This window comes from Cytobacillus sp. FSL R5-0377, assembly GCF_038004385.1.
Taxonomy (GTDB): Bacteria; Bacillota; Bacilli; order Bacillales; family Cytobacillaceae; genus Cytobacillus.
Window position 1 is genome coordinate 1,767,732 of the sequence record NZ_JBBORA010000001.1, and the last position, 18,658, is coordinate 1,786,389.

At 38.7% G+C, this 18,658-nt stretch carries 17 protein-coding genes; 3 read left to right on the forward strand and 14 right to left on the reverse strand.

Annotation, left to right across the window (positions count from 1 at the left end):
• Window positions 1-205 precede the first annotated feature (205 nt).
• Genes NSQ49_RS08920 through NSQ49_RS08930 form a run of 3 tightly spaced genes read left to right on the forward strand, consistent with a single transcriptional unit; the run spans window position 206 to window position 3,881 of the window.
• Complete coding sequence (locus NSQ49_RS08920) at window positions 206-1,702, forward strand: spore germination protein (RefSeq protein WP_341070677.1); 1,497 nt, start codon at window positions 206-208, stop codon at window positions 1,700-1,702.
• 18 nt (window positions 1,703-1,720) lie between these two features.
• Complete coding sequence (locus NSQ49_RS08925) at window positions 1,721-2,806, forward strand: GerAB/ArcD/ProY family transporter (RefSeq protein ID WP_251283470.1); 1,086 nt, start codon at window positions 1,721-1,723, stop codon at window positions 2,804-2,806.
• The gene (locus NSQ49_RS08930) at window positions 2,799-3,881 is read left to right on the forward strand and encodes a Ger(x)C family spore germination protein (RefSeq protein WP_251283471.1); all 1,083 of its coding nucleotides are present in this window, start codon (window positions 2,799-2,801) and stop codon (window positions 3,879-3,881) included. Before NSQ49_RS08925 ends, NSQ49_RS08930 begins: the two co-directional genes overlap by 8 nt.
• A gap of 41 nt (window positions 3,882-3,922) precedes the next feature.
• Here NSQ49_RS08930 and NSQ49_RS08935 read toward each other — a convergent pair whose 3' ends face one another.
• From NSQ49_RS08935 to NSQ49_RS09000, 14 genes are all read right to left on the reverse strand, one after another.
• Window positions 3,923-4,408, reverse strand: a complete 486-nt coding sequence (locus NSQ49_RS08935) for a hypothetical protein (protein ID WP_341070678.1) — start codon at window positions 4,406-4,408, stop codon at window positions 3,923-3,925.
• Between the two features lie 265 nt (window positions 4,409-4,673).
• Entirely contained in the window at window positions 4,674-5,693 is a 1,020-nt protein-coding gene (locus NSQ49_RS08940) for a DUF3231 family protein (RefSeq protein ID WP_251283472.1), read from the reverse strand.
• Window positions 5,694-6,006: 313 nt separating this feature from the next.
• A complete protein-coding gene (locus tag NSQ49_RS08945) occupies window positions 6,007-6,198 on the reverse strand; it encodes a hypothetical protein (RefSeq protein WP_251283473.1) in 192 nt (63 codons plus the stop codon).
• Between the two features lie 291 nt (window positions 6,199-6,489).
• On the reverse strand, window positions 6,490-7,770 hold the full coding sequence (locus tag NSQ49_RS08950; RefSeq protein ID WP_251283474.1) for a benzoate/H(+) symporter BenE family transporter: 1,281 nt from the start codon (window positions 7,768-7,770) through the stop codon (window positions 6,490-6,492).
• A 30-nt stretch (window positions 7,771-7,800) separates the two neighbouring features.
• Complete coding sequence (locus NSQ49_RS08955) at window positions 7,801-8,604, reverse strand: enoyl-CoA hydratase/isomerase family protein (RefSeq protein WP_251283475.1); 804 nt, start codon at window positions 8,602-8,604, stop codon at window positions 7,801-7,803.
• Window positions 8,604-10,160, reverse strand: coding sequence for a class I adenylate-forming enzyme family protein (locus NSQ49_RS08960; protein WP_251283476.1), 1,557 nt, complete (start codon window positions 10,158-10,160; stop codon window positions 8,604-8,606). The genes NSQ49_RS08955 and NSQ49_RS08960 overlap by 1 nt, the downstream gene beginning before the upstream one ends.
• The gene (locus NSQ49_RS08965) at window positions 10,160-10,666 is read right to left on the reverse strand and encodes a (2Fe-2S)-binding protein (protein WP_251283478.1); all 507 of its coding nucleotides are present in this window, start codon (window positions 10,664-10,666) and stop codon (window positions 10,160-10,162) included. The genes NSQ49_RS08960 and NSQ49_RS08965 overlap by 1 nt, the downstream gene beginning before the upstream one ends.
• Before the next feature lies 1 nt (window position 10,667).
• Complete coding sequence (locus NSQ49_RS08970) at window positions 10,668-11,543, reverse strand: FAD binding domain-containing protein (RefSeq protein ID WP_251283479.1); 876 nt, start codon at window positions 11,541-11,543, stop codon at window positions 10,668-10,670.
• Between the two features lie 16 nt (window positions 11,544-11,559).
• Complete coding sequence (locus NSQ49_RS08975) at window positions 11,560-12,015, reverse strand: SRPBCC family protein (protein WP_251283481.1); 456 nt, start codon at window positions 12,013-12,015, stop codon at window positions 11,560-11,562.
• A 17-nt stretch (window positions 12,016-12,032) separates the two neighbouring features.
• Window positions 12,033-14,444 carry a xanthine dehydrogenase family protein molybdopterin-binding subunit gene (locus tag NSQ49_RS08980; protein ID WP_251283482.1) on the reverse strand — a complete coding sequence of 804 codons (2,412 nt, stop codon included), beginning with the start codon at window positions 14,442-14,444 and terminating at the stop codon, window positions 12,033-12,035.
• Window positions 14,428-15,045: a nucleotidyltransferase family protein gene (locus NSQ49_RS08985; protein WP_251283483.1), complete on the reverse strand. Its 618-nt coding sequence runs from the start codon at window positions 15,043-15,045 to the stop codon at window positions 14,428-14,430. Before NSQ49_RS08985 ends, NSQ49_RS08980 begins: the two co-directional genes overlap by 17 nt.
• Window positions 15,046-16,146 (reverse strand): XdhC family protein, encoded by a 1,101-nt coding sequence (locus NSQ49_RS08990; protein WP_251283484.1) that lies wholly within the window; start codon window positions 16,144-16,146, stop codon window positions 15,046-15,048. It abuts the gene before it with no gap.
• 149 nt (window positions 16,147-16,295) lie between these two features.
• Window positions 16,296-17,045 (reverse strand): response regulator transcription factor, encoded by a 750-nt coding sequence (locus NSQ49_RS08995; protein ID WP_341070679.1) that lies wholly within the window; start codon window positions 17,043-17,045, stop codon window positions 16,296-16,298.
• Between the two features lie 73 nt (window positions 17,046-17,118).
• The gene (locus NSQ49_RS09000; RefSeq protein ID WP_251283486.1) at window positions 17,119-18,639 is read right to left on the reverse strand and encodes a class I adenylate-forming enzyme family protein; all 1,521 of its coding nucleotides are present in this window, start codon (window positions 18,637-18,639) and stop codon (window positions 17,119-17,121) included.
• Between the last annotated feature and the right edge of the window lie 19 nt (window positions 18,640-18,658).

An 18,658-nucleotide genomic window follows, 5' to 3' on the forward strand; every position in this document is an offset into this window, starting at 1 on the left:
AGTTCTAACCAAACCCTTATGCATATATTACAGAATTCTTAACAAATCTTTATGCACTTCCTATTATGTATGGGTTCTGCCTCTCATCCTGTTAAATGCTGTTTGTGTTTTATCCTTAGCTTACATTCTCTTTGTTCTTTTGAAGGTATGAATGTATAGAAATGACAGGCTCACAAATAATATGAAAAAAAACAGAGGTTTTGCTATGAAGAGAAAGAGCAGCCGAAATAGTGACGGCATCGGCAACTCCCATTCAATCCATCAGAATTGGGTTGAAACTTTTTCCGATTCAAATGACTTTGTTCATTATCATACTTCATCAATCGATAATCATCCATTTTGGGTATCCTATTTTCGCACGCTTATATCATCAGATATTCTGCATAAGGATGTTCTTCCATACATACAGGGCCGCCTTTCCTTAATCGAGCTAAAAGACATCATTCCGATTCAGGAAATGATTATCACCAGCGATTCGGATGAAATCATTCAAAGCATTATGAATGGCTACATGGCCATTCAATTACATCCTCATGATGAGGACTGTTTATTAGTCAATATCGCAAACAGTAAATTTCGCGATGTGGGAATTCCAACATTGGAAGCCTCTGCAATAGGTCCTCAAATCGGGTTTATTGAGGAATTGGATACTAATATTAACCTCATCCGAAAGAGATTGCCTATACCTGACCTTATCGTAAAGGAAATGACTGCAGGGAATTTATCAAAAACAAAAGTAGCCGTTCTCTATGTGAAAGGGATAGCAGATCCGGAAAATATCAACACCGTCATTCAAAGAATTACAGACATACAGTATGAACACATCCAGGATAGTTCCTATATCTCAGCTATGATCGAGGACAATTCCAATTCTTTGTTTCCCCAATCCATTTCAACAGAAAGATCTGACAGGGTGGCAGCGGGGCTTACAGAGGGAAAGGTTATCATTGCCGTTGATGGGTCACCCAATCTGATTATCCTGCCCGTCACGTTTATGGAATCCTTTATTGCAATGGAGGATTATAACTATTCATGGATTATCAGTAATTTCTTCCGTATATTGCGCTTTGCTTCCTTATTTATTTCTGCATTTGTCACTCCTATGTATGTGGCGATCATGACCTATCATTACGAGTTAATTCCAGCCCGTCTGCTGGAGCCGCTTGTAGGATCAAGAGCAACAGTTCCCTTCCCCCCTTTTCTGGAAGCATTGTTTTTAGAACTAATGATTGAAATGGTAAAGGAGGCAGGGATCCGATTACCCCTTAAAATTGGGCAATCGCTGGGTGTCGTAGGCGGTATTGTCATCGGACAGGCAGTGGTGGAAGCCGGATTAACCAGCAATGTGCTGCTGATTATCGTGGGGCTTGGAACATTAGCTTCCTACACATCCCCCGTGTATAAATTCAGCAACACCATCCGCTTTATTAAGTTTCCGATCATTTTTCTAGCCGCTTGGCTGGGCCTATTTGGTGTATACCTTAGCTTAATCTATACATTGATACACATACTTAGGCTGACATCACTTGGACGGCCATATTTAAGCAATTATCCTATGCGGAGAACCGCATTTCAGGACCTGTGGATCAGACTCCCTTTTTCCATGCAAAAAGATAACCCCCAAAATTTAAGGCCGCAAAAAAAGAAAAAGGTTTCAGGAAACCAAAAGAATCCTGAGCCATTGAATGATTTTTACGAATAATGTTATAGGGTGATTCGTTTGAAAGTAAGCATAAGGCACCAGGTCTCCCCTTATTTGGTCTTTTTCATCATTTACAACTCACAGGTGGGTGTGGGGATTTTAAGTTTTCAAAGAACGATTGCAGAAAAAGCGGGATATGATGCATGGATTGGCGTCCTCGCCGCAGGATGTCTGGTTCAGGTATTTATTTGGGTTATGTATAAACTGCTTGGAAAAGCACAGGGGGATATCATCGATGTTCACAAGGCTTCCTTCGGCAATGTTCTTGGAAAATTCCTAAGCTTCTTCATCATCAGCTATTATGCTTTAGCAAGTGTGTCTGTCATGCTTAAATTCATAGAAATTATCCAGGTTTGGATGTTTCCGGCCATACCTTCCTGGATTGTATCCGTGTTGATTCTAATACTTGTATATTATTGCATTTCCGGAGGCTTTCGCGTTGTCGTCGGCCTGTCATTTTTATCTTTTCTTTTCCCGCAGCTATGGGTCTTATTTCTGTATATATTTCCATTGAAGACTGCTCATTTTTCAAATTTGCTTCCCATCATGAATCACTCCGTTATGGACATGCTGGACTCTATTAAGAGCTCCATGTACACCATAGCAGGAACAGAGACACTATTAATGGTTTACCCATTTATCCGAAATCCTGATAAATCCAGAAAGTTTGCTCATCTCGGTGTACTTTTCACTACATTGCTCTATACCCTTTCTTCCATTGTGTCTTTCACCTTTTATAGTGAAAACCAATTAAAATCGACCATCTGGCCAGAGCTTTCACTTACTAAAGTCATTAAGTTTTCTTATTTGGAGCGCTTTGAATATTTATATATCTCTATGTATTCAATGGTTGTCACCGCATTGATTTCACTGTTGTTATGGTGTTCAAGCAGGGGATTAAAGAAAATCTTTAATGTGAAGCAAAAGTATGCTTTATGGGTCCTTATTTTAATCAGCGTAGGGTTGTGTCTAATTAATAATGAGCATTTTAATGAGATGCTGGATAAATATATTACGCAGATGAATTTGTACGTCTTTTACGTCTATATCCCTCTGCTTCTGATTTATTTCACTTTGTTTAAAAGGGGGCATCAAGATGGGTAGCCGCTCAGTATTATCGATCTTCTTCATCCTTTTCCTATCCGGGTGTTCCCTGCTCCCAACCCGTATTGTCAATGAGGTCGGGATGATACAGGGGGTTGGCTATGATTTGGCCGGTGAAGGGGAGATTGAAGGGACCGTTGCCTATCCAGTCTTTAAGAATAAAGGTTCAACAACCGAGGTCAAATCAGTATCCGGATATTCAAGCAAGGAAATAAGGGAAAAGTTAAATAATGAAACACAGCTTCGATTAGTCAGCGGCCAGCTCAGGCTGGCTCTTTATGGGGAGTCACTGGCAGAAAGCGGGATCAGTGATTTTATCGATACCTTAAACCGGGATCCCTTTATCGGAAGCATCGTACAATTGGCGATTGTGGATGGGGAAACGAAAGAGCTGATGAACCTGAATAAATATCAGAGTGAGAATATTTCCATTTACCTCCAGGAAATGCTGGATCAAAACATGGAGTTCGGAACGCTTCCAAAAACCAATCTGCAAACCTTTTTATTTCAATTATTTCAGACAGGTCAAGATGCATACTTACCTTTAATAAAGAATGTAAATGGTACCATCAGAATAACTGGTTTGGCGGTTTTTAAAGATGATAGCTTTATTACTTCCATTCCAAGGGAAGACATATTTATGTTCAAAACATTGCTTAAAAAGAACAAAAACAATGGTACGCAGGCGTTTATGCTGGAAAATGGGGATAAGGTGGTCCTGGAAACCCTTTATTCAAATCCTAAATATAAAATAAAGATGGTTCAGGGAAAGCCGGAATTTTCCATTCACCTAAAAATGAAAACAAAGCTTCAGGAATTTGCTTCATCTGAGAAAAAAAAACATGCTTTTGATAGGAAGAAATATCAGGATAAAGTAGAAAAGGAACTGGAAAAAAAAGCCCTCCATTTCATAAATAGGCTTAAGGAGGAGCAGGTTGATCCTCTAGGGCTGGGAGCAAAATACAGGGAGCATGATCGTGCCTTTGATGAACAACAATGGAAGATGCAATATCCAGATGTCAAAGTGTCCATTAAAGCCGATGTGGAAATAGAGCAGACTGGAACAATCAATTAACTGGATCAAAAAAAGCTGCCTGATCAGCAGCTGATTATAGCTTATGAAGGTCTCTGTGCCCATGTAGTACGAAGCTTGAACATCGAAATGATCATGACTAAAGATAAGATAATGGCTCCCCCGTCCGTAATCGCACTTGGCAGAATCCCTAACACGCCATAAATGTCATTAACTGCTGTCCACATTGATGAAGGAATCATAATTGGCCCAGTGGCTTGCGTGACATTAACGTTTAATATGATCCACCATAATATTTTTGAACGGCTATTTAAAGCCAATATGCCTAACGCATTTCCAGCAATGTATAAACACCCGACAATTCTAAAACCAAATGTGAATTCGATTGCTTCACCAGCAGGGTCTGCTGCTCCCGCCATTTGCATCATGGTTTCAATTAAAGACGGATTTATAATAATAAAATTGTGAATGGCTGTCCCAATGGTAAAAAGAATGGAACATAAAAAAATGGTCATTTGCAGCTTTCCGGTTGCAGCTGAATCTGTTAACTGATGTTTCTCTTTTGGCATTTATCTTCATCCTCTTCCTGACTCTTTATATATCAAATGTACCATGGTCCATTTATAGTATCCTGGGCCTCCGGTTCAATTTTTATCTAAGTCTTGGGATTTAGTCTATCGCAGGGAATGGACCAGAAGCTGTTCCTTAATAAAAGCACTTTTGTTCTAGAGTTAAAAATCCGCCAAACAGACGCACATTTTTGTCACCCATAGAAAAAAGCCTTTCTCAGCGAAAGGCTTCTCTAATCTCGCAAGGTTTGGCCTATTAGGATCATTAACCTCTATCAGCAGCTACAGGCGGCTGTTCAAACCACCCTTTCTCAATCATAATTTTTGCAGCATTCTCAACAAAATATGAGTTTTTCATAATGGCCTTCAAATAAATCATGCCTATATCCCGCCGGCCATTGACGGCCACTGAATTTCCGAAGGCCCTAATTTTTATTGAAAACATATCCATCTTATGGAACAGCATGATCTTATCTGAAAAAGGCGAAAAAGTAGAATTGGTTACTAAGTCATCCAGATAAGGTGGAGAAGGCAAATCTTCATCATGGAGCTTTTGTTTATAATTCTCAATATTTGAGGCAGTTATTTCCTTTCCACGCTCGAATAGTTTTCGGATCTTTTCATCCTTTACCACCTGGCCAAATGCCATAATCAGTGCTTTGCTTGTTACATTATTTTCAATATTATCGTAGAAATGAGTGATTTCCATTGCATGCATAGGACGTTTGTTTCCAAGATATCCATTCAGAAAATCCTTATGTACAAACTCCACTTTCTCAGGAGCCGGAATTAATGGTGGTTTAATAATTAACCTTTTATGCATGAGGATATCTTTTATCTGCTCCATTAAATCCATGGCAGAATCCATACAATGCCTGAAGAATTCCTTTACATCCTTTCTGTAAACAAGTGGGATCGCGATACTGTAAATACTTAATCCTGCTTTTGCCGTATACTTTAAATAATGGACATAAAATTCGTCCATAAACAGTCTCGGAGCACCTAAGTTAACATCCTCATCAGAAAAACCCGCAGGAATGGGAACTCCATCCTTCTCAAAGATCCCTTTAATGATTTCCAGGAACTCTTCTGACAAGTGCAAGGCGTTTTCCAATAACTTTTTAATTTCTTTATCTTCCACATGCTGCAAAAAATATTTTAAAATGCATGTTGCCATGCTGTTTCCCATATATGTAGCCCAAAGCTTGCCCAATTCTGCAGATGTTAATTTTTCCTTGCTGCTTGAATGATTAGAACTTAATTTAATTGGCTTATTTTTTTTCATTGTAATCCCTTCTTTTTTACTTAATATCTCCCTCCTTTAAATTCGTATACTTTAAATATGCATATTGTCATCATTAATACGGAGACACGCTCTTTAGGATTGACTCGCTAAGCAGCCAGGCTTACCATTTTTTGTTCTTCGTATTATATAAGAAAAAGAAGCTGCCGATCCCTTGGATCTTCAACTCCCAGCTAACGAAAAGTACCTTCCGGTTATTTGAAAATAAAATATTGGACTAAGATCATTCCACACTGATAAAAACGTCCGAGAATGCACCTGTCCTAAATATCGCCCACTCTAATCTTTGTGTATTTTACCCTTCCTGGGATGACATGGTTAGTTTATATATATGAGCAAGCGACCCTATCAGGGCAAACACAGCCAAAGCATTCGTCACAGAAAAAAAGCCTATGTCCGCTAACATATTCCTGATCATTATAAAGATAGCTATCACCGAAATCACGACAGCCCAATAATAATCAAACCTGCCTCTATCCTTTTTCAAAACCAGCCCTCCCTTTATAATCTAGTACGATCTTTAAGGAAGAAAGGTTTCATTGAACGGAAAATAAACAAGAAAAAGAACACCCCTCCAGGCTCTAATTAGCCACCTTCCTACAGGTCAGCTCCTTCCGCCTGTCTCACCTTAAGCACCGCCAAAAAAGAGAAAAACCCGGCTCCACCAAGGAAGCCGGGTTTCCAAATACTATTACTTATCTTTCTTTCCATTCCCTTTACCAGGCTTTGCCGGACCATCATTATTTATTGAGAAAAGAGGCCTTTATCTGTTATATTATTAGCCACCCATATCATATGGATTATCATACTGCACTTTCAAAATTCTTTTTTCATTATCAGTTTTTATTTCATATTTAAAGGTATCAAAATCACCTTTTTCAATGATTAAAGAAACAATAACTCCACCAATAAGAGCCCAGAAAGGTGAGCTAATACTAAAAAAAGAGACTCCTGACATCGCAATAACTAATGAGAAAAATGCACCAATTTGAAATTTCCTCTCAGTAAAGGTTGCTTGAAGAGAACTTACCAGTACACCAATCATAGCTAGTCCCGCAACAGTTGAGATCAAAGCACCTGGTAAGGCAGTTACAAATGGGACGGCTAAACCTGCAATTAAGCCAAAGCCTCCAAATATTACTGCATTTACAATTACAGAGGCATAGCGCCCTTCCCTATTTTCTCCAGATTCCCTTGACGAACAGATTGCTGTCATTGGCCCTGCAATATTTGCATTATGTCCGCCGAATAGAGATGTAATTATCCCGCCTATTCCGCTCCAAATCGTCATTGAATTAATAGGGGGCTTATATCCTTCTGCCATCAAGACACCTATTGCTTGGGCATTCTCCGCCCCAATTACTAATAAGGTTAGAGGTATAGAAACTGATATGATTGATTCGAAACTAAATGTTGGAAGTAAGATTTGCGGCAGGGTGATTCCTGCTTCCATACTGGATGATTGAAACTCTCCCATTACTGCTGCCAAGATTCCTCCAGCTACAAAAGACATTAATATAGGAGGTACTTTTTTTATATAGCGTGAAGAAAATAAATAAACCAGAATTGCTGTTCCTACTATTAAAGGAGTTCCTTCAAGCGATGTAATCATCCCAGTGCCAAATTTGATCATCGCCCCTACGATCATCGCCATTACAATCGGCACTGGAATCCATTTCATAATTTTCCCTATTAGACCTGAAATCCCCAGAATAAATACGAGAATTCCTGAAACTAAATAGGCTCCTGAAATTTCATTAAGGGAGTAATGCTGAAGGGCACTTGCGACTAACACTGCCCCTGGAATGGACCAGGCTCCCGCAATAGGCTGACGATACTTTAATGCTAAATAAACTCCAATCAAACTTCCGAAGAAATAAACTGCAAACAGCCATGAAACAGTCTGCTCAATGGATAATCCACCTTCAGCAGCACCGCCAATGATAATTAAAGCCGGTCCAGTGCATCCAAAAATCGCCGCTAGTGTTCCAGTACTAAAGGTGTTAATATCTAAATACCTGGGCATCATTCTAAAACTTTCACCCATTGAGTATTTCATATATACCCTCCATTTCCCAATTCAACTCTCCTAAATCCCTTTGAAACTAGGTTTCACCTTATTTCCAAACGACTGTACACCTTCATTAAAATCCTCAGTAGATCGCAGCATTCCATATGCAAATCCTTCTATTTCCATCCCTACACTTAAAGGCGCATCCTGGGAGCTATTTATGACCTTTTTTAACACTTTTAAGGTCATTGGTGAAAGCCTAACAAGATCTTTAACCAATTTATTTACCTCTACTTCTAAATTTTCCTGACTTGTCACAGTTGTTAACAGGCCCCATTGATGTGCTTCATGTGCTGGTATCCGTCTTCCTCTCATTATCATATCCTTTGCACGACCGACTCCAGCAATTTTGGCAATCCGCTGTGATCCACCACTGCCAGGAATCATGCCAAGATTGATCTCGGGCAATGCCAACTGCGTGGTTTCTGATGCCACTCGAAAATCACATGCCATTGCGATTTCAAGACCTACCCCAAATGTGTACCCCTGCAATTGGGCAATGACGGGTTTGGGAGAACGCTCTGGAGCAGCTACATTCACATGCAATTCTGATAGTACGGATGGATGCTGCTCCATGAATTCTGCAATATTCCCGCCTGAACTGAAGGCTTTTTCACCCGCTCCCTTTATCACTATCACCCTTACATCCTCATCATTATTTAATTCAGTGAAAATTTGATTAAGATGTGAGCGAGCAATAAAACTTAGCGTGTTCATTTTTTCTGGCCGATCTAATGTAATTGTAGCCGTCTTTGCTTCAATATCCTTGTCTACTAAAATATGATCCCATTGGTAAGTATCGTTGTTATTAAGTGCTGTCATTAGCCTACACTCTCCTCTTTTTGTGTTATAGATGGATAATTTTCTTTTAATTTTTTTCTTAAAATTTTCCCTACTGGGCTTTTAGGTATCTCATTTATAAAACAGTAATCCCTCGGCCGTTTAAAGTTTGCCAACCTGCCAGATTCTCTGCAATAGTTGTCCAGATCTGCAGATGAAATTGCTGGGCTTTTACCAACTATAAATGCAACAACCTTCTCTCCAAAACGCTCATCAGGTATACCAACAACTGCAGCCTCTAATACTTCCGGATGTGAAGACAAAACGTCTTCAACCTCAAGAGGGTGAATGTTTTCTCCTCCAGAGATAATCATGTCATCAACGCGGCCAACCACATAAAGATCTCCATCTTCATCTAAAACACCCATATCTCCCGTGAAGTACCAGCCATTTCTAATCGATTTGATGTTTGCATCAGGTCGTTTCCAATAACCTTTAAACGCCTCTAACGAGTCAATATTCACAATAATTTCTCCTGGCGTTCCATGTGGGACAATATCAGCAGGACCTGTTCTTCCTTCAGGGTCAGGTTCAACTATTCTTAATTGCTGGTGGAAACCTGCTTTACCAGCACAACCCGGCTTTTTATCTAAATAGTTACAAATACTGAAAGTATAAACCTCAGTACTACCATAATGATTTACAAAAACATCCGGCTTTAATTTCCTGAAACATTCTTCTGTTAATTCTGTAGTCATGGATGCTCCAGCGTATCCTATTTTTCTAATATTCCGTAAATTATACCTACTAAATTCTTTATGATTTAATAGGTCATGTATAATGGTAGGAACTAAATAAACGCAACTAACCTTTTCATCTTCCATCACTTTTAACATTTTTGATGTATTATTATCAGGAATCATAACCATTTTCCCATTAATAAATGCCATGGATAATAGAGAGCGCATTCCCATGGTGTGATAGAGCGGCATGACACCCAGAGTGCTTTCATGAAGCACATATTGGTTTTGAATAATGTGTGCGATTGCAGCACTGTATTCATTTTTGTGGCTTCTGGGAACCCCCTTTGGCTTCCCCGTGGTTCCTGAAGTGTATAACATTAAACAAATATCATCTAAATCAATATTGGGGAAATCAAACGCCTCTTGATCATGTTTTATAAGCTCTTCATAGGTTATATCTGCACCTTCAGCACCTAAAACGCTTACAAAAAGCGGCTTACTTGAATATGTGCCATTTAGTGCGGCATTTTGGCTGCTTGGCTCAAAAATGACCGCTTTAGCATCAGCATTATTTACACAATACGCCACTTCTTCTGTTGACAGTCGAAAATTTATTGGTGTAAAAATGGCACCTATTTTTTGAATAGCCCAATAAATTACGACCATCTCTAAGCGGTTCTTAAGTATAATGACAACACGATCTCCTTTTTCAATCCCCTGCTTCTGCAATGAATAAGCAAGCTTATTCATTTCTGCTTGTAATTCCTTATAGGATAACCGTCTATCATCTTGAACGATGGCTGTTTTATCAGGAAATCGATTCACTGCAAAATCAAACAGCTTTCCAAGATTCACTAATTGTCACCTTCTTTACATTTATTTATCCCACACGCTTTTTCAATAGCTGCAATAATTCCTGTGTACCCAGTACAGCGGCAAAGATGGCCGGATAACATTTCTTTAATCTCTTGTTTTGTGGGTACTTGGCCATTATTCATCATCTCTAGTGAAGACATTAAAATCCCCGGTGTACAAAAGCCACATTGAAGTCCATGGCACTCTGTAAATGACTGCTGCAAAGCATGCTGTTCTCCATTCTTTGCTAAGCCTTCAATTGTTTGTATGTCTGAACCGTTAGCTTGAACAGCAAACATTAAACAGCTTCGTACGGCTCTACCATTGTAAAGTACCGTGCAGGAACCACAAACTCCATGTTCACAGCCAACATGAGTACCTGTAAGACCTAGATCTTCTCTTATAAAATCACTCAAGAGTTTTCTAGGCTCAGCTTCTGCTTCCACCTCCTTTCCATTCATTAATAGGGAAACGTTCATTTTTTGTTTAAGGGTGAGATTCGACATTTTAAACCTCCTTTCCTAATGCACGGTTATATGCTTTTATCAATGCTTTCCTTGTGAGAACTTTAGCTATATGGATTCTATATTCTTTTGAAGCATGTAAATCATCATCCGGATCAGCATCCATTACTGCAAGCTCTACTGCTCTGTCAATTGTTTCCTCTGTTATACTTTTTCCTTCTAAATATTCCATAGTCCCTTCTGCTAAAAGAGGAATCGCATCCACCCCTCCTAAGACAAGTCTCAATTTATCTACTTTTCCAATTTCATCAACTGATAAAATACAAGCAACTGCTCCTAAAGCAAAATCACCGTGTCTCCTGCTAAATTCTTCAAATGCGTAACCAGTTTGTTCAGTGAGAGGGACATGAATTTCAGTTAATATTTCCTCCGGCATCACCTCTGTTGTTAAATAGGTAATAAAAAACTCATTTATACTTACTTTCCTAGTCTCATCTATACTTTGAATAACGATTTCGGCATTGAGTGCCAAAAAACAAAGAGGCAGTTCTGCGCTTGGGTCTGCATGGACAACACTTCCTCCCACAGTACCTCTATTTCTCGTTTGGACATGACCAATAAATGGAGTAGCTTCTGTGAGTATAGGAACATGGATTTTAACAGCCTCCGACTGTTCGAGTTCCCTTTGCTTTGTAAGTGCCCCAATTTTCAGAAGGCCATCTTCTACTCTGACTCCGTTTAATTCCTTGATTTTGTTAATGTCAATGAGACACTCCGGTTCTGACATTCTCATATTTAATATAGGAATAAAACTTTGCCCGCCGGCAATGATTTTCCCTGTATCTCCATATTCATCTAAAAGTTTCACTGCTTCCTCTATTGTTGAAGGACTATAGTAAGCAAATGCTGCTGGTTTCATATAATTGTCCTCCTTTCTAGTCAGCAATATTTACTTTATCCAGCTCTCTTTTAATCTTTTTAAAAAAGTCTTTAATAATCAGTTTTGCAACACCACCTAACATACGCTGACCAATTGAAGCGACTTTTCCACCTACAGCGGCCTCATAAGTATACCTAAGCTCTGTATTTTCATCGTCCACCGGAACTAAATGAATGGCTGCTTCGGCATCTACAAATCCTGGTGCTCCTTCACCATGAACAATTAACTTATAGGAGTGAGGAGGCTCCAGGTCCGCAAGACGAATGGTTGCATCATATTTCCCTTTTACTGCAGCAACCCCAACGGATAAGTCTGCCACATACACATTGGTTTCTTGTTTATATAGATCTTTGCACCCCATAATGCAGTTTTTTAATACTTCCGGATCTAATAAGCTTGAAAAAACTTTATCCAGATTTCCGTTCAGCTGAATATTTCCTTCACCATTCATGACAATTCCTCCTTAGGTTAAATTTGTATCGGTTTCTTATTATGAATTTTTGACCAAATCCGATTTGGAGATAAAGGAAGTTGGTCAATCGAGATATTAAATGGTTTTAAAGCGTCTGTAACTGCATTTGCGATAACAACCGGAGCACTCATTGTGTTTCCTTCGCCTAACCCTTTTGCTCCAAGAGGGGTTAGGGGGGAAGGTGTTTCAATATGCTTTATGGTCACATTTGGGATTTCTGTCGCCGTAGGACATAAGTAATCCATAAAACTTCCAGTTAGAAACTGCCCCCTTTCGTCATATGCAAGTTCTTCATAAAGTGCGGCTCCTAGTCCGTGTGCTAAACCACCCATTATTTGACCTTCCACAATATTTGGATTTAATAGTTTCCCAGCGTCATGGATTGTGGTATAGTCAATAATTTTTACTTCACCTGTATCAATGTCCACTTCCACTTGAACAGCGTCAAACACAAATCCATAAGTAACTGATCCATTAACAAGATCCATTTCATTAGGTGACTCCGCTGCAGATAATGTATAAAATGCAGATTCATGGATACCTGGTTCAATACCAGCGGGAAGGCCTTGAGGATTCCAATGTGCCAAACCTACTAATCTCTTAATGGAGATACTATTCGAAGGATTTTTTTCTGCAAATACCTTGCCTTCTCTCATGACCAACTCGTCCACTGTGGTATTTAATTGGTTTTTGGCAATTTCTAAAAGTTTCAATCTTACTTTTTGTGCTGCTTGATAAACGGCACTAGAACCTATTGGAGCAAACCTGCTGGAATAACTACCTGAAGCTACTGACCATGGGCTTGTTAACGTATCCAATTCAGCAATAACCCGGATAGAAGCAGGATCAACACCTAGCACGTCTGCAACGATTTGGGAAGTAACTGTTTCGTGTCCTTGCCCCGTTGGTACCGTACTGATCCGGACTGTGACTCCACCCATGGGATCTATCGATACCGTGGCACCTTCAGAACAGCCTGATTTCGGCAATGATTTTGCTCTCTCTTCCGGCGTCAAAGCAATGGTCACGTAACCCATATTCGACCCGGATGGCTCAACGATGCTAGCAAACCCCACCCCCAGATATTTCCCATTTTCCCAGGCTTCTTTCTGTTTTTCTTTAAAGCCATCATAATCAATTGATTCAAGTGCAAGATGCAATGCCTTATGATAATCCCCGCTATCGTATATTCCCCCTGAAGCTGTATGATAGGGAAATTCTTCTTTCGTAATTAAATTTTTCTTTATGACTTCAATCACATCCAGATCCAATTCAGCTGAAATGATTTGTATCATTCTTTCAAGAGGAAAATAGTGCTGAGGACCGCCATAGCCTCTTATAAGCCCCGTTGGACTTTTATTCGTAACGACTGCAATCGCTTCCATTTTCACGTTTTGAATTCGATAGGCTCCAGTTGAATTTGAGTGTGTTCTATATAAACAAGCAGGTTCGGGGGCACGTATATAACCGCCAACACTATCCGCATATTTCATTTTCAAACCCATAATGGTTCCATCTTTTTTTACAGCTGCATCAATCCAGGTTACACGATCTGTACCACTGGAACTTGCCATGAGGTGTTCTTGTCTGTCTTCCGCCCATTTAACTGGTACATCCAATATTCTTGACACTACTCCGATTAAGACCATATATGGAAATACTCCTGATTTGATACCGTAGCTTCCGCCTATATCCTTTGGCGTAATAATCCTCAGTCTATTGCTTGGCACCCTTAGTGCTGCAGTCATGACGGAATGAAGTGTAAATGGTCCATGAAAATTTGACCAAATGGTATACGCACCTTCACTTTTTGTATAATTCGCGATTACTCCATAATTTTCCACTGGAGTTGCACTAACCTTAGGAAAAGTGAATTTTTTCCTTACAATATAATCTGCACTTTTAAATGAATCCTCGACATTTCCGTATTGGAATACACGATGATTAACTATATTCGTACCTGCTTCTTCATGAAGAACGGCTGACTTAGACGAAAGAGCATCTTCAATTTGGACTACAGGATCCAGCGGTTCGTACTCGACTTTTATTTTTGCGAGAGCATCTTCTGCAATATAACGATCTTTAGCCACAACAACTGCAACAGCTTCTCCCACAAACCGAACCTTATCTACTGCAATGGGGTAGTATTTTATTGGTACCTTTACGCCCACTGGAAAAGGATTGGTTAAAGCTTTTACATGTTCTCCAACAACCACTCCTATTACACCAGGTGTTTTTGCCGCTTCTTCTGGAAGAATCGCTTTAATACGGGCATGTGCATGGGGGCTTCTAAGAATCGCAGCATAGTGGATATTTGGCAATGGCGAAAGATCATCAATAAATGTTCCTTCACCGGACACTAACCTAGCATCTTCTATTCGTTTCACGGGCTTACCTACATAGGTCAATTTCATTCCTCCTTTTTAATAGTCTTCTATAATCTTCAATGGTATCGATGTCCTCCGGAGCTTTTTCATCCTCATAATAAATGTGCGCCTTTTCTTTATTAGCACTAATAAGTAATTTTGCTCCTTGATCTCCCTTGAGGTTCAAAAGCTCCTTGAAATACAATTCACCAAACAAAATAGGATGCCTGATTTTCCCTTTATATGAAGTTATAATTAAGGGATTTTTTGATACGAGGTACTTTTTAATTACTCCGTTCATTACTTCTACTTTAATCTCGGGCTGATCTGCTAGAGTTATCAACAAAGCTTCACAAGTTGAAGGCAAGCTTTTAATTGCTGTTGCTAAGGAGCTGCTAATCCCAAGTTTAGGACAAGGGTTCCAAACTATGTTTACTGGCAAATCACGAATTTCACTTTCCAGTTCAGGAAAATCTCTATTCAATACAACCATCGTTTTAGTGGCCATATTAGCCGATATCTTTTTGACGGTGTACTTTAGGATTGTTGATCCATCTTCAAGCTTTTTGATTAACTTATGAGTTCCCATCATCCTCGTTGATTGACCAGCGGCTAAGACCACGTTCCAGATTTCAACCTTCATCTATTGGACCAATTCTTTTAACCTTTGATTTGAAGCATGAATTGAATCCTTTTTCCATTTAAGCGGTTGGCTGCTTGTTTTACTTTTGTGCCCCATAATTTCTGCTGCGATACTCAGTGCTATTTCCTCAGGTGTCTCAGAGCCTATATCAAGGCCTATTGGTGAATATATCTTTTCAGAAGCTTTTGCAGGGATATTGAACCCTTGTGCTTGTAGATCATTTTTAAGATTGTTGAACCTTCTCTTTGGACCCAATAGGCCTATATAGGAAAGATTCATCAGGAGCAATCCTTTCAGGTAAATAAGATCTTGTTCATAATGGTGAGTCATGATAATTGCATAAGAATTTTCACTCGCATTTAGACCTTCCGGAAATTCTCCCGGCGGGACTAATTTCAATTCATCTGCGTAAGGAAAGTTATCCTTATTTAAATATCCAGGACGATGATCCACTATTGTTACTCTCCAATCTAATAACTTTAATTGATCTATTAATGATGATGCATCTGGTCCTGATCCGAAAATGATGATATCAGGTTTGGGTGTAATCGTTTCCAAAAATATAGTTACTTTTTCCTTTTTTCCATTCACACTAATTGAATAATTTTCTATAATTCTGCTTGACATAATCTTTAAGAGAGGCAACTCAACATTTTCTAAGATAGTTCCCGGCAGAAGCGTATTATGATTACTTGATTCAATGACTGTACAGACTGAATATGATTCCTTACTTTGATATTGCTGTTTTAATACTTTGAATTGCTTTTCAGCTGATTCTTTATTATTTTCAGGATCTATAAGCGAAAGCCAAACGGTTATGACGCCATTACACCCAACACCTAACCCCCATGGCACATTATCATCATTTCTTAAGTCATAAATAATCTTTCTTGGTTTACCTGTCTCAAACACTTCTCTTGCATGTTCAAGCAAGTCTTGCTCAATGCATCCACCGCTAAGAACACCATAGGCTGTTCCATCTGTTAAAATTAGGCTTTTTGCTCCGACTTGGCGGTAGGAAGAACCCTTTTTATCAATGATAGTTGCTAAGATTGCTTTTTCATTATTTTGAATGCATCTATTAAGTTCACTTATAATCAAACTCCTTCGCCCCTTTGAATTTATTAATTGAATTATAAGAATATTTATAACATTAAGGTTTCAATATATTTGCAAATGAACTTTTAAAATACTATTAAAAAAAGGACAAATCCCGAAATGGGACTTATCCTTAGATTTATTATCTTTTATTACTTTATAAAAAGACTTCTATATTCAGATGGTGTACAGCGTTCACTTTTTTTAAAGGTCGTTGCAAAATACCCGGAACTAGTAAAACCTATTTGATGTGCGATTACCTCAATAGGTAAAGAGGTCATTTTGAGTAATGACTTTGATTGTTCTATTCTATATGCCGTTAAATACTCGATAAAAGTTACGCCCATTTCTTCCTTGAATAAACGGCTAAAATGGGAAGGGCTCAAATAGACAGAGTCTGCAACCTGATTTAGTGTAATTGGATTTTTAAAATTCCCTTGAATGTATTGAATAGAAGATTCAATTGGATGAGCAAGATCGACATTTGCGGTATCTTCCCTCTTTCCAGTAAAATGGTTTGTCTCCCTTGATAGACTATGGATAATTATACGCTCAAACACCTGCTTGATTTCACTTCTTGACACAGGTTTTAGCAAATATGCTGAAAATCCTAGATTAATAGCACTTTGGACATATTCAAATATTTCTAGCTGAGTATAGATTATTACTGAAATTCCTGGATCCCACCGCTTTGCTTCTTTTCCAAGTTCGAAACCGTTGTTGCCCGGCAAGGAGATTTCTACTATAAGGATGGAAGGCTTTAGCTGTTTTAGCATTAACAGTCCCTTCTCATATGTATCTGCTTCATGTACAGAAAAATAGTGATATTCACTGGAAGCGATAAACTCACGAAGGAAATATCGGCTTTCGTATTCATCATCTATAATTAGCATATTGGGCATTTTAAGCCTCCTGCCTAATTCATTTTTATTATTTTGCTTTTAAATGATAAAAATTTGAAAGTCCACCCTATTTTTAATAATTTGATTTAATTTTTTTGCGCATTATTTTTCCTACAGCTGTTTTTGGAAAGGATGCTTGAAAAATATATTTTCTCGGCCGTTTATAGTTTGATAATTTAGGATGTCTTTTGCAAAATAAATCCAATTCATTTACGGTCAAAGATGGATCACTTGGGACGATATATGCAACCACCACTTGTCCCCAGCGTTCATCGTCTTCCCCAACCACAACAGCTTCCTGTACCTTCTGATGTTCTAATAGTACAGACTCAACTTCTATAGGATATATATTATCTCCTGCGTGAAGAATCATTTCATCCAGACGCCCTACCACAAACATATCTCCATCTGCATCTTTGTATCCTAAATCCCCTGTATAAAACCAATTCTGAATCACACATCTTTTCGTATGTTCTGGTTTATTCCAATACCCTTTAAATGATTCAGGAGAGCCGATATGAACAATAATTTCACCTATTTCACCATCATTAACGGTGTCCGCAGGTGTCTTAGAACGGCTTATATCAGGTTCAACAATCCTTATATTTTGATGGATGCCTGGCTTCCCAACACATCCAGGCTTTTCCGAGATATGATCGCAAAAGGAATAGGTGTAAATTTCTGTGCTTCCATAGTGGTTAATAAAATACTTGGGCCGGAATACTTCCATACATAAGCCGATTAATTTGCTTGTCATAGGAGCTCCTGCATACACAATAGTGCGCAATTCATTAAAATTCGATTTATTCGATTCAGACAATGTTGCCATATCGTGATACATATTAGGGAGAAGATATAGACAATTTATTTTTTCCTGCTCTATTAATTTAATAGCCTCATAAGAATCGAAATCCCGAAGAATGATGAAGGTACCGTTTAACAGCACCATACTTAGCAGGGACCGCAATCCCATTGTGTGGTACAGTGGTATTACCCCTAACGTGGAGTCATGCCACTCATAATGACATTGGAGGATATGGGCAAAAGCAGCTGCATATTCATTTTGATGCGAACGTGGAACACCTTTTGGATTACCTGTTGTTCCAGAAGTATATAAGATGACGGCTAAATCACTTTCAATGATTTGATTGGGAGTAAAGTCGTAAGGTTCTTGTTTTTTTAGTTCTTCATAATTAATATCTCCGTCATTTCCATCTATATTTATAAATACTGGCCGTTCTATAAATCTTTTTTTGTTAATTAAATACTCAGTCGAAGCATCGTAGATAACGAATTTCGACTCTAAATCACTTAAACAATAATGAACGATTTCTTGGGATTGTCTAACATTTATTCCTGCATAAATAGCGCCCAGCTTTTGAATGGCCCAAAAGATTACCACTGTTTCAAAACGGTTTTTCAAAAGCACAGCTAATCTGTCGTGTTTATTCACTCCAAGTTTGTGTAAGGAAGAGGCCACATTGTTGACCTCTATCCCCAGCTGGCGGTATGTATACCTTTTATCCCCTTCTATTATTGCAACCTTATGAGGATGTCTTTCAATAGAATATTCAAATATTGTACGCAGATCCAAAGAAATTCCTCCTTTATAA

Excerpts from the sequence above, each read along its gene's own strand:
- NSQ49_RS08985 (WP_251283483.1), bottom strand. The coding sequence starts at position 15,045 with ATGAAGGTTGAAATCTGGAACGTGGTCTTAGCCGCTGGTCAATCAACG.
- NSQ49_RS08995 (WP_341070679.1), bottom strand. The coding sequence starts at position 17,045 with ATGCCCAATATGCTAATTATAGATGATGAATACGAAAGCCGATATTTC.
- NSQ49_RS08950 (WP_251283474.1), bottom strand. The coding sequence starts at position 7,770 with ATGAAATACTCAATGGGTGAAAGTTTTAGAATGATGCCCAGGTATTTA.
- NSQ49_RS08975 (WP_251283481.1), bottom strand. The coding sequence starts at position 12,015 with ATGAATGGTGAAGGAAATATTCAGCTGAACGGAAATCTGGATAAAGTT.
- NSQ49_RS08920 (WP_341070677.1), top strand. The coding sequence starts at position 206 with ATGAAGAGAAAGAGCAGCCGAAATAGTGACGGCATCGGCAACTCCCAT.
- NSQ49_RS08940 (WP_251283472.1), bottom strand. The coding sequence starts at position 5,693 with ATGAAAAAAAATAAGCCAATTAAATTAAGTTCTAATCATTCAAGCAGC.
- NSQ49_RS08930 (WP_251283471.1), top strand. The coding sequence starts at position 2,799 with ATGGGTAGCCGCTCAGTATTATCGATCTTCTTCATCCTTTTCCTATCC.
- NSQ49_RS08970 (WP_251283479.1), bottom strand. The coding sequence starts at position 11,543 with ATGAAACCAGCAGCATTTGCTTACTATAGTCCTTCAACAATAGAGGAA.
- NSQ49_RS08935 (WP_341070678.1), bottom strand. The coding sequence starts at position 4,408 with ATGCCAAAAGAGAAACATCAGTTAACAGATTCAGCTGCAACCGGAAAG.
- NSQ49_RS08955 (WP_251283475.1), bottom strand. The coding sequence starts at position 8,604 with ATGACAGCACTTAATAACAACGATACTTACCAATGGGATCATATTTTA.
- NSQ49_RS08965 (WP_251283478.1), bottom strand. The coding sequence starts at position 10,666 with ATGTCGAATCTCACCCTTAAACAAAAAATGAACGTTTCCCTATTAATG.